Here is an 11,841-nt window from a genome sequence, read left to right as displayed (position 1 = left end):
GCGAGCAGGCTCACTCCTACAGGTTTCGAGCCGATTTCGGAGTGATTACACAGCAGCCAGCGCACCCAGCCGCCGATGATGAACGTCCAGATGCCCCTTTATCAGGCGCAGCACTTTGGCTTCGTGTTCATGGATGAAAAAGTGCCCGCCAGCAAACATGTCCACGGAGAAACTGCCGGAGGTCTCCCGGCTCCAGCCGATCAACTGTTCGGTGGTCGCACGGTCGGTGCTGCCGCCGAGCACGTGGACCGGGCAATCGAGCCGTGGCCGCTCGACCGGGCGATGGCTGCCGCACAACAGGAAGTCGGCACGCAGGATCGGCAGGGTCAGGCTCATCAATTCCTGGTTTTCCAGGGCCTCGGCGCTGGTGCCCTGCAGCGAGCGTAATTGCTCCAGCAACTCGGCATCGGTTTTGGGGCGCGCCAGGTCACGATCGTATTCGTCGCGCAGACTCGGAGCGGCGGTGCCCGAGGCAAACAGCGCCACCGGCGGCGGACAACCCAGGGCGCGCAAGGCGTGCGCCAGTTCAATGGCGAGCAGCGCCCCCAGACTGTGACCGAACAGGGCATAAGGCGCTTGCAGCGAACCGCGCAGCTCACGGGCCAATTGCTGCACCAGCGCCGGCATGTCGGTCTGCAACGCTTCATCGAAACGCATGCCGCGCCCCGGTAATTCCACAGGCTGTAACTTCAGCCACTCGGGCAGCTTGCGCCGCCAGCGGCTGTACACCATGGCACTGGCCCCCGAATACGGCAGGCACAGCAGTGTCAACTGAGTCACCGCGCTCACCTCCAAAAAAACCATATTGCTAACAGAACGCACGAGCGCGGCTGAAAGTTAACCAGCGCGGTAAATTTCCCCCCACATGGCACGTCTCCTGTTCACGCCAAAACCAACAAGAGGCATCGCCGTGGACCTGCAGACGATTCTGAGTTTACTGTTCGCCAATGCCAGCGCCGTCGGGATTGAAGGGGTCTTTCAATTCGTGTTTGCCCCGCATCAGGCCTTCTGGTCGGAAATTCGCCAGACCACACGCACCGAAGCCGGACGTCATGCAAGCCCGGACGTGACCATCGAAGTGGCGGAAAAAGATTTCATGGGCATCATGGCCGGCACCGCCAACGTCGAGGAGCTGTTCGCCAGCGGGCGCCTGAAGATTGGCGGCAACATGGGCCTGGCAACGATGCTGCCGCAGATCATCGACCATGCGCGCAGCGGTGCCGCCACCGTGGAAAAGGTCGACATGAACAAGCGCTACCCGACACCGCCGCGAGTCAGCGAACGACTGACCGCGCGCCTGCCGGTGCAGACCGTGGTCGAACGCATTGCGCGCAGCGAACTGTCGGTCGAGCAGTTCAAGCGCGATTACCTGCCCAACGGCGTTCCGGTGGTCATCAGCAATGCCCTGCACGACTGGCCACTGTTCAAGCTCAGCCGCGAAGAATCGCTGGTGCATTTTGCCCAATTGCAAGGCATCACCCGCCACGGCGACTACGTGAAAAAGACCTTTTCCACCGAGCGTGATTTTCGCTCCACGTCGATGGCCGAATTCATCGCCTCGCTGGACAGCCCGGCCGTCAAAGGCCCAGACGGCGAGCCGCCGGCATACATGGGCAACAACATTTTGCCGGCGCAGTTGTTGGAACAGATCCAGTACCCGCCCTACTTCGACTCCTCGCTGTTCATCCCGCCGCGCATCTGGATCGGCCCCAAAGGCACGCTGACGCCGTTGCATCGCGATGACACCGACAACCTGTTCGCGCAGGTCTGGGGCCAGAAGAAATTCACCCTCGCCGCCCCGCATCACCGCGCGGCACTCGGTACATGGTCGACGGCACCACAGGGTGGCCTGGACGGCTGCGACTTCAACCCGGACGCGCCGGACTATGAACGCTTCCCGGCGGCGCGCGAGGTGACGTTTTTGCGGGTGACGCTGGAGGCTGGGGATCTGCTGTTCTTGCCGGAGGGCTGGTTCCATCAGGTGGAATCGGTGTCGACGTCGTTATCGGTCAACTTCTGGGTCAACTCCGGCCGGGGCTGGTAACCCGATCCCCTGTAGGAGTGAGCCTGCTCGCGAAGCGGTGGGTCAGTCAGCACATCACCATCTGACCCACCGCCTTCGGGAGCAAGCCCCCTCCCACAATGGAATTTCATTTCAAGTGGCGGAAACTTTGAAACGCTGAAACCAACACCACCGCCCCCGCCGCAATCGCCAGCCAGAACCCGCTGCGCGCGCCAAACGCATCCACCAGCGCGCCCGATCCGGCGGCGCCGATCGCCACGCCAATACTCAACCCCGTCACCAGCCAGGTCAGGCCCTCGGTCAGTTTGGCCGGCGGCACGATGCGTTCGATCAGGGCCATCGCCACGATCAGCGTCGGCGAAAAAAACAGCCCGGCCACGAACACCGCCAGCGACAAGCCGACAATATTGCTCGCCCACAGCAGCGGTAACGTGGTCACTGCGGTCGCCACACCGCCATAGAGAAACAGTCGCGGCAACGGCAGCTTCGAGCGCATTGCGCCGAAGGCGATGCCGGCCAGGCACGAGCCGATGGCGTAGACCGACAAGACAATGCTCGCCGCCGCTGGCTGGCCCTGCTGCTGGGCGAAAGCGACGCTGACCACATCGATCACCCCGACGATGACGCCCATGGCGAGCATCAAGGCCAGCAGCCACTGGACATCCGTCGAACGAATGATCGAGCGCTGATGCTCAGACTCATGCGGATGCACCGGCGGCTCGGTGCTGCGTTGGGCGACGAACACCGTCACGCCGATCGCCAGCGCCAACAACGCCGCCAACGGCCCGGCCTCGGGAAACACCGCGACGGACAAACCCACCGACAGCGGCGGCCCGACGATAAAGCAGACCTCGTCGAGCACCGACTCCAGCGCATAGGCCGTCTGCAATTGCGGCTGGCCACGGTAGATCTCAGTCCAGCGCGCCCGCACCATCGCCGACATGCTCGGCATGCAGCCGGCCAGCGCGGCGCAGACAAACAATGTCCAGTTCGGCGCCTGCATTCGCGTGCACAACAGCAGCATCAATAACCCGCCGCCCCCCGTCAGAGCCGCTATCGGCAGAACCCGCCCCTGTCCGTAGCGATCAACCAGCCGCGACACCTGCGGCGCGCAAAATGCCGTTGCCAGGGCAAACGTCGCCGCCACCGCGCCGGCCAGCGCATAGCCGCCGGTCAATTGCGCGAGCATGGTGATCACGCCGATGCCGGTCATGGAAATCGGCATGCGCGCAATCATCCCGGCCAGCACAAACGCACGGGCGCCGGGGGCGGTGAACAGTTCGCGGTACGGGTTTGCCATGGGGACTGCCTCATCAAGGGCAGCCAACTTGCCATAGCGTTCAAGCGCGTGGAAGCGGCGAATTGTTAGTGGAATGTGAAGCACCGGGAGAACCGTGGTCATAGCTTGCTTGCGCTGCAATGGCTTGGCCACACGACAGGGCTGCCTGCCCGCTGCCCCTGACCACTCGTCGAAAATGCCTATGCACCTGTCAGACCTGACAGGTGTGCTTTTCCCTACAGCGCGCTTTGATGGAGGCAGTTCTACGCCAGCAGGAATTTCGCCATGAAGCCGCCGCAAACAACCGCGCCACCACGCAGCGCGACGCCTCCATTCGTCGTGCGCAGTCTTTTTTGCCCGCCACCGACACGCGTGGATGAAGCGTTGGGCCGAGAGGTCAACGAGCGCTTGATGGCCTGGATACCGACCGTGGGAATCTTCGCCGGCAAGCATGAAAAATTGCGTGCCAGCGATTTCGGCCGCTATGCCATGTTGTGTCACGCCGACACGGACGATCCGGACAGGCTGCTCCTCGCCGCCCAATGTTTCGCCGCGCTGTTTGCAGTGGATGACCATTATTGCGACGACCCGTCACTCGGTGGCAGTCCCGAAAAAGTGGCCGAGAAACTGTCGTTCGCGATTACCGCCATTGACCCGGCGTATTTGCCCGCCCCCTTCGACGGCGAACTGTTGCAACAGCAAAGGGCAGATCCGGTGATCAGAGGACTGCTGGCCTACATGGCGCGAGTGGCGCACTTTTGCACGCCGTCGCAGGTAGCCCGCGTGCGCCAAATCACTATCGCCATGTTCGTTACCATGGCGGCGGAGGGTCCGTGGCGTATCTACGGCACCCAGCCGACCATTGCCGAATATCTGGCGAGCCGGCAAGTCAACAGTTTCTGGCCCTGCCAGGTACTGATCGATGCCATTGATGGCTATGAGGTGCCAGCCAACCTGTATGCCAGGCCGGACGTCCACCGCATCAGCGCACTCGCTTCCCTGGCCACCACCCTGGTCAATGACCTGTATTCCGCCTACAAGGAACACCTCAAGGAAACGGGCGACTTCAAGCTTCCTTACTTGTTGGCGGCCAGGCATAACTGTTCGTTACAGGACGCCATCGATAAAGCGGCGGATATTCATGATGCCGTGATGCAGCAATACGTGGCGCTGGAGCGGCAGTTGCTCAGCGATGCCACACCCTTGCTCAAACGTTATCTGACGGGCCTGACTGCGTGGATCGCAGGCAATTGGGAATGGCACAAACACAGCGCCCGCTACCGGATCTGAGCGCTCTGTTGAACCCCGGATCGCCATGAAGATGACGACAGCAGAGTGATTTTCCTGCGCCCTTTGCTGAACTCTCGCCTGCGCACACCAGTCAGCTAGTTAAATCCACGCTCAGGCGCTGACATCTATGCACATCTCCCTCGCCCGCCAGGTGGCTGTTATCACCGGCGCCAGCTCCGGCATCGGCCACGCCGCCGCCCAGGCACTGGCCGCTGCCGGTGCCGCCGTCGTCATCAACTACAACAGCAGCGCCAGACCCGCTGAAGAACTGGCTGCGAAAATCAACGCCGAGGGCGGCAAAGCGCTCGCCATCGGTGCCGATGTCTCGAAAGAAGACGAAGTCGAGCGGCTGTTTGCCGAGACCGTCGACGCCTTTGGCTCGCTGGACATTCTGGTGGCCAACTCCGGCCTGCAGAAAGACGCCGCAGCCGTGGACATGACGCTCGACGACTGGAATACGGTGATCGGCGTCAACCTCACCGGGCAGTTTCTCTGCGCCCGCGCGGCGTTGCGGATTTTCCAGCGTCAGGGCGTGCGCGAAGGCGTGTCCCGGGCCGCCGGCAAGATCATTCACATGAGTTCGGTGCACCAGCGCATTCCCTGGGCCGGGCACGTCAACTATGCGGCGTCCAAGGGTGGCGTCGATCAATTGATGCAGAGCCTGGCCCAGGAGGTCAGTCACCAGCGCATCCGCATCAACAGCATTGCCCCGGGGGCGATTCGCACCGCGATCAACGCTGAAGCCACCGCAGGCGAGGCAGGCAAAAAACTTCTCGAACTGATTCCCTACGGGCGCATCGGCGACGTCGAGGATGTTGCCAACGCGGTGGTGTTCCTTGCCAGTGATCTGTCCGATTACATTGTCGGCACCACGTTATTTATCGACGGCGGCATGAGCCTCTATCCGGGGTTTCGCGGCAATGGCTGATCATCATCCGGAACGCCAAAGCGCCATCGATGCCCACGGCATCATTGGCGACATGCGCAGTGCGGCGCTGGTCAACGACAGGGGCAGTGTGGATTTTTTCTGCTGGCCGGAGTTCGACAGCCCGTCGATTTTCTGTTCGTTGCTGGACACGCCTGAGGCAGGGATTTTCCAGCTCGCACCGGACTTGCCCGGCGCCCGGCGCGAGCAGATTTATCTGCCCGACACCAACGTCTTGCAGACTCGCTGGTTGAGTGAACAAGCGGTGGTCGAGGTCACCGATCTGTTGCCCATCGGCGACCACGAAGACGCCCTGCCGCTGCTGATGCGCCGCGTGCGTGTAGTCAGCGGCTCGGCGACGTTCCACCTGCTCTGCGCGGTGCGCCATGATTACGGCCGCGCCGATACTCAGGCGCAGTGGGACGATAAGGACGTGACGTTCAGCGCCGCCGGCCAGCCGTCACTGCGCCTGGCCTCGGATCAGCGGTTAACGCTCGACGCCAACGCGGCGGTGGCGCAGTTCACCCTCAAGCAAAATGAAACTGCCGTGTTCATGCTCGGCGCCAGCGACGACCCGCGCTTCGCCGCAGGGGCCGCTGAACTGTGCCTACAGCGCACCTTGCTGTTCTGGCGCGGCTGGATCGGCCAGTCCAACTACCGCGGACGCTGGCGAGAAATGGTCAACCGCTCGGCCCTGGCCCTGAAACTGCTGACCTCGCGCAAGCACGGCGCGATCCTCGCCGCCGCCACCTTCGGTCTGCCGGAAACTCCTGGCGGCGAACGCAACTGGGATTACCGCTACACGTGGATCCGCGATGCTTCGTTCACAGTGTATGCGTTCATGCGTTTGGGTTTTGTCGATGAAGCCAACCACTACATGCAATGGCTGCGTGGACGGGTCAGCGATTGCTGCGGCAAACCGATGAAGTTGAACATTCTCTACGCCATCGACGGCCGCCAGGAGCTGCCGGAGACCGAACTGACGCACCTGTCCGGCCACGGCGGCGCGCAACCGGTGCGTATCGGCAACGGTGCTTACGAGCAGATCCAGCTCGACATTTTTGGCGAGCTGATGGACGCGGTTTATCTGGTCAACAAATACGGCGACGCGATTTCCCATGAAGGCTGGAAGCACGTCTGCGAAGTGGTCAATCAGGTCTGTGAGACCTGGCAGACCGAGGATGTCGGTATCTGGGAAATGCGCGGCGAGCAGCATCACTTTCTGCACTCACGCTTGATGTGCTGGGTGGCCCTGGATCGCGCCATCCGTCTGGCCTCGAAACGCTCGCTGCCGGCACCGTTCGCCCGTTGGGATCAGACCCGGCAAGCGATTTATGCCGACATCTGGGACAACTTCTGGAATGAAGAGCGGGGACATTTCGTCCAGTACAAGGGTGGCACCGCGCTGGATGGCTCGATGCTGTTGATGCCGCTGGTGCGTTTCGTCAGTGCCAAGGACCCGCGCTGGCTGTCGACGCTCGCAGCGATCGAAAAAAGTCTGGTGCGCGACGGCATGGTTTATCGCTACCGCAACGACGACGGCAATATCGATGGCCTCAGCGGCACCGAAGGCGCATTCGCCGCATGCTCGTTCTGGTACGTCGAATGCCTGGCCCGCGCCGGGCAAGTGGAAAAAGCGCATCTGGAGTTTGAACAGTTGCTGCGGTATGCCAATCCGCTGGGGCTGTATGCCGAAGAGTTCGACAGCCATGGCCGGCATTTGGGCAACACGCCGCAAGCGCTGACGCATCTGGCGTTGATCAGTGCGGCGAGTTTTCTGGATCGCAAGTTGAGTGGGGAAAAGAGTTCCTGGCAGCCGTAAATCTCGCCACCGTCTGTAGGACATATTCCACAAAACTGTGCTTTACCAGGCCAAGTCCTACGCAGCCATCAGCAAAATAATTCCTTTGTGGCGAGGGAGCTTGCTCCCGCTGGGTCGCGAAGCGGCCCCAAACCCTGCGTCTCCATCCGTCCAGAGGGACCGCATTGCCTGGCTTTGCGCCTGCTGCGCAGCCGAGCGGGAGCAAGCTCCCTCGCCACAAAACACGCGTCTCATGGGGATTACACCGCCTCAACATCCCTTGGACTATCCTCCCCCTGCAACTTGCAGTCACACCCGGAAATACCCTGTTGCCAGCGGTTACATCCGCACCTACCATCCAACGCAACGGGCACAGCGGAGCTGTCCAACCACCCCCGAATTCAAGGAACCGGAATGCCTCACCACGTCCAGCGCAGCATCGACTCCCCTCTTCGCACCGGGCTGACCCGCACCCAGCTCTGGGAAGCCGCCGATAAGGGCCTGATCAAATGCTGGGAAATCGGCCGCCAGCGTGCCGAGCGCTTTCCCGATCTGGCTCAGCGATGCCTTGCAGGCGAATTGCCGGTGCTCGGCTGGAAAGGTGGCGTCAGTCGCAGCCTGAAGAAAAACGAGAAATACGGCTCGCTGAAATATCTGGCGCAGTGGCAGGGTTTACGTGGTGAGGATCTGGATATTGACTTGGCTGAGGAACGTTCGCTGACATGCTCGCGGACGAAGATGAAAGTGACGTTTACCCCGGATCGGACCAAGTATTTCAATCAGGTGGCGGAAGTTGCAGAGTAAACCCAGCGTGCAGTTCTTCTAAGACAAGAGAACCTAATGAAACCTAAATCAGACAATCTTTTTCATTTCACCAAGAACATTGAATTCCTCAAGAGCATACTTACTAATGGACTTCTTCCTCGCTACTGCCTTGAAGATAGCCGCTGGCTAGAGGTTGACAGAAACTTTATCGCTTATCCAATGATATGCTTCTGCGACATCCCCATTTCAAGAATCTCCGAACACACAAACTTTTATGGGCAATATGGAATCGGTCTTACAAAAAAATGGGGACTAACTAACAAACTGACCCCGGTAATCTACGCTCCACAAGGTTCAGCAGCAATCCGGGTCGCAGACTATTTATTTAGCCAGAATTATGATGGGCAACCAGATAAAAAAGAAAAAAACGATAAAAATTCAGACTATATCTACGAGCTGATTACACTAATAAAACCTATTTCTGGGAAAATGAACATAGGGGGAGATATCGTGGAAAAAGACTTCTACCAAGAAAACGAATGGAGATTCATTGCTTCAGATGCAGATATAATCTTTGAGGACGAACCAATAGAAAACAGAGAAATCGCAAATAAAAAACTAGAACACCAGCGCCTTCAAATCGCCCCCCAAGACATTCGATACATATTTGTCAAAAACGACTATGAAATTCCCGCACTTGTTGACTTCATAAACACGAATCTAGGCCACTACCCTCATAACGACATAAAATTACTAATTACAAGAATACTTTCCATAGAAACCATATATTCAGACATTTAAAAAGCTCGCCACTTGCTTTAAGCAATAGCAAAAAGTTAAGGAATTCTGAGTTGACAATACAAAAAAAACGAAAAAAACGACCGTGTTGGGTCGTACAGTATTGGTTTGAGCTAGCCATTTTTGCCGTTGGCACTGTGTGCATATTGTCGACTTTTTTCGCAGACAGCTATCGAGGTAACAAGCTTGATCCGACGCTTGCAGGGCAGTTTGGCGACTTCGTAGGTGGGTTTATAGGGACGTTCTTCGCGCTAATGAGCACAGTCCTCTTATTCGCAACTTTAAGAAGCCAGCGAAGCTCTTCGTCCTTACAGAATTTTGAAACCAAACATTTTGAATTAATAAAAATGCATCGCGATAACGTTTCAGAACTAGAAGTCCAAGGATTAAAAGGAAGAAAAATTTTCGTTGCGCTCATCCGCGAGCTTAGAGAAATTTTAAAAATCGTAAAAGAAGCTACTGTCAATAGCAACTCATCGCTAAATCAGAAACAGCTAATACACATTAGTTATTATTGTTTATTACTTGGAACCGGACCTAACTCCACAAGAGTTTTAAAGGAGGCACTCATAGGCTTCAACGATGATTTAATATCCCAGATCATCAGAACACTAGACAATCCGTACACCAAAAGCAAAATACAAAAACAAAGAAAGCTAACCTATGTCCCGTTTGAAGGACACCAATCGCGCCTAGGGCATTATTATCGACACCTATACCAGTCCATCAGCTACGTGGACAAACAAACGATATCAATAGACAAATATGAATACATTAAAACCATTCGCGCCCAACTAACAACCCACGAACAGGCACTTTTACTTTTAAACAGCTACTCGCCAATTGGCGGCAGTTGGTGGAACGAGAAATACATAGTTAAATACAGCCTAGTCAAAAACATACCGAAAGACTTTTTTGACTGCCATGAAGAATTGGATATAACGCATGATTTTCCGCCAACTTACTTTGAATGGGAAATAGCCAGATCAAAAACCAACATTTCCCGATGATCACATAGAGCCACCCTTTCAACTCTCATATACATGAATAACTATTTGACTTGGTAATCATTTTAAAAACCCTCAACGCCATACAGGATCTGTTGCAGCGCTAACCGAAAACCGCTCGCGATAGGCCTGTGGCGTGACGCCAATAGCACGGAGAAAATTGCGCCGCAGTGTTTCTTCACTGCCAAACCCGCAATTAGCTGCGATGCGTTTGACCGGCAGGCCGGTATCGCTGAGCAAACGCCGCGCCGTTTCCACCCGGATCAATTCGATGGCCCGGGCCGGGGTCTGACCGGTGTCGGCGCGGTAGTGGCGGATGAAGCTGCGTTCGCTCATGCCGGCCTGTTCGGCCAGCGTGGGAATGCCGAGGTCGCACATGAGGTTCTCGGCGATCCAGGCGTGCAGTTCATCGAAGCGGTTGCCTTGATTTTGCAGTGACAGCGTGACGCTGAACTGTGACTGCCCACCGGGTCGTTTGAGGAACACCACCAAGTGCCGGGCGACGTCCAGGGCGATGTCGCGACCGAGGTCCTCTTCGACCATCGCCAGCGCCAGATCGATACCGGCCGTGACCCCGGCCGAGGTCCACACCGGGCCGTCATTGATGAAAATCGGATTGGCTTCGACGCGCAGCCTGGGATGTTGCTGCGCCAGTTGTTCGCAACGCGTCCAGTGCGTTACCACGCGGCGGCCGTCGAGCCAGCCACTGGCCGCCAGCAGAAAGGCCCCCGTGCACACCGAGGCCACGCGGCGGCAGCCAGCGGCATGTTCGCGCACCCAATCGACCAGTTGCGCATCTTCAGCCGCAGGATAAATGCCCCAGCCACCGGCGATGATCAGCGTGTCGCTGGGCGCCTGCGGCAGCGGTTCGGCCAGCACCGCCAGACCCGCCGACGACATCACCGCCCCGCCCTCGCTGGCAATCACGCTTGGCGCATAAGGCGTCGGCAAGCCGCGCTGACGGGCAAGATCGTTGGCCGAAGCGAACACTTGCAATGGCCCGGTGACATCGAGGATCTGCATGTTGGCGAACGCGAGGACGTGAATGGCTTTGGGCATTTGGCGTAATTCGTGGGGTGATTGGCGTATGCGCCAGAACCTACGCGCCTACAGTCAAGCCGTCCACCCCCTTAATGGAGAAAAACACCATGACGTTGCAGATCGGTTTCCTGTTGTTTCCGCAGGTCCAGCAACTCGACCTGACCGGCCCGTACGATGTGCTCGCTTCGCTGCCGGGGGTGCAGGTGCATCTGGTCTGGAAAGACCTGATGCCGGTCACCGCCAGCACCGGCCTGCTGCTCAAACCGACGACAACGTTTGAAGACTGCCCTTGCCTGGACGTGATCTGCGTGCCCGGCGGTGGCGGTGTCGGGCCGCTGATGGAGGATGAACAAACGCTGAACTTCATCAAACGCCAGGCCGCACAGGCCCGTTATGTGACTTCGGTGTGCACCGGCTCGCTGGTGCTTGGCGCGGCCGGCCTGCTGAAGGGCAAACGCGCGACCACGCACTGGGCGTATCACGATCTGCTGCCGACGCTGGGGGCGATTGCGGTGAAGGATCGGGTGGTTCGCGACGGCAATCTGTTTACCGGTGGCGGGATTACCGCCGGGATCGATTTCGCTCTGGTGCTGGCGGCAGAACTGGTCGATGCCGACACGGCGCAGCTGGTGCAATTGCAGCTGGAATATGCGCCGGCACCGCCGTTCAATTCGGGTAGCCCCGAGGCCGCGCCGAGTGCGATTGTCGATGAGGCGCGCTTGCGTGCGGCGCCTTCGTTGAAGTTGCGCACGGAGATTACCGAGCGCGCGGCTGCCAGGCTCAACCTGCGCTGATCTCGAACGCCCACCGAATCCTGATTGAAATAATGATCCACCATGTGGGAGCGGGCTTGCTCGCGAATGCGGTGTCACAGATACAGTTATGCCGACTGACACACCGCTTTCGCGAGCA

At 58.4% G+C, this 11,841-nt stretch carries 11 protein-coding genes; 8 read left to right on the top strand and 3 right to left on the bottom strand.

What is annotated here, in order from left to right:
- Positions 1–45 precede the first annotated feature (45 nt).
- The gene (locus tag HU765_RS19750; protein WP_346727549.1) at positions 46–780 is read right to left on the bottom strand and encodes an alpha/beta fold hydrolase; all 735 of its coding nucleotides are present in this window, start codon (positions 778–780) and stop codon (positions 46–48) included.
- A 130-nt stretch (positions 781–910) separates the two neighbouring features.
- Between HU765_RS19750 and HU765_RS19745 the strand changes: the two genes are divergently transcribed.
- Positions 911–2,044, top strand: a complete 1,134-nt coding sequence (locus HU765_RS19745) for a cupin-like domain-containing protein (RefSeq protein WP_186622436.1) — start codon at positions 911–913, stop codon at positions 2,042–2,044.
- Between the two features lie 106 nt (positions 2,045–2,150).
- Here HU765_RS19745 and HU765_RS19740 read toward each other — a convergent pair whose 3' ends face one another.
- On the bottom strand, positions 2,151–3,323 hold the full coding sequence (locus tag HU765_RS19740) for an MFS transporter (RefSeq protein WP_186622435.1): 1,173 nt from the start codon (positions 3,321–3,323) through the stop codon (positions 2,151–2,153).
- A gap of 264 nt (positions 3,324–3,587) precedes the next feature.
- Here HU765_RS19740 and HU765_RS19735 point away from each other — a divergent pair, with 264 nt between their 5' ends.
- The 6 genes from HU765_RS19735 (at position 3,588) to HU765_RS19710 (ending at position 9,891) form a co-directional block, all read left to right on the top strand.
- Entirely contained in the window at positions 3,588–4,592 is a 1,005-nt protein-coding gene (locus tag HU765_RS19735) for a Camphene synthase (RefSeq protein WP_186622434.1), read from the top strand.
- A 127-nt stretch (positions 4,593–4,719) separates the two neighbouring features.
- A complete protein-coding gene (locus HU765_RS19730; RefSeq protein WP_186622433.1) occupies positions 4,720–5,520 on the top strand; it encodes an SDR family oxidoreductase in 801 nt (266 codons plus the stop codon).
- Positions 5,513–7,339, top strand: a complete 1,827-nt coding sequence (locus tag HU765_RS19725) for a glycoside hydrolase family 15 protein (RefSeq protein WP_186622431.1) — start codon at positions 5,513–5,515, stop codon at positions 7,337–7,339. Before HU765_RS19730 ends, HU765_RS19725 begins: the two co-directional genes overlap by 8 nt.
- Before the next feature lie 393 nt (positions 7,340–7,732).
- The gene (locus HU765_RS19720; RefSeq protein ID WP_186622430.1) at positions 7,733–8,122 is read left to right on the top strand and encodes a hypothetical protein; all 390 of its coding nucleotides are present in this window, start codon (positions 7,733–7,735) and stop codon (positions 8,120–8,122) included.
- Between the two features lie 36 nt (positions 8,123–8,158).
- Entirely contained in the window at positions 8,159–8,884 is a 726-nt protein-coding gene (locus HU765_RS19715) for an abortive infection system antitoxin AbiGi family protein (RefSeq protein ID WP_186622429.1), read from the top strand.
- Between the two features lie 50 nt (positions 8,885–8,934).
- A complete protein-coding gene (locus HU765_RS19710) occupies positions 8,935–9,891 on the top strand; it encodes a putative phage abortive infection protein (RefSeq protein ID WP_186622428.1) in 957 nt (318 codons plus the stop codon).
- Between the two features lie 72 nt (positions 9,892–9,963).
- Here the strand turns inward: HU765_RS19710 and HU765_RS19705 are convergent, their stop codons facing one another.
- Positions 9,964–10,947, bottom strand: coding sequence for a GlxA family transcriptional regulator (locus HU765_RS19705; RefSeq protein WP_186622427.1), 984 nt, complete (start codon positions 10,945–10,947; stop codon positions 9,964–9,966).
- Positions 10,948–11,036: 89 nt separating this feature from the next.
- Between HU765_RS19705 and inhA the strand changes: the two genes are divergently transcribed.
- Positions 11,037–11,723 carry an isonitrile hydratase gene (gene inhA, locus HU765_RS19700; RefSeq protein WP_186622426.1) on the top strand — a complete coding sequence of 229 codons (687 nt, stop codon included), beginning with the start codon at positions 11,037–11,039 and terminating at the stop codon, positions 11,721–11,723.
- Positions 11,724–11,841: the final 118 nt, after the last annotated feature.

This window comes from Pseudomonas sp. SWRI81, from assembly GCF_014268545.1.
GTDB lineage: Bacteria > Pseudomonadota > Gammaproteobacteria > Pseudomonadales > Pseudomonadaceae > Aquipseudomonas > Aquipseudomonas hamedanensis.
The sequence above is the reverse complement of the archived record's forward strand: the minus strand, read 5'-3'. Positions and strand labels throughout refer to the sequence as shown.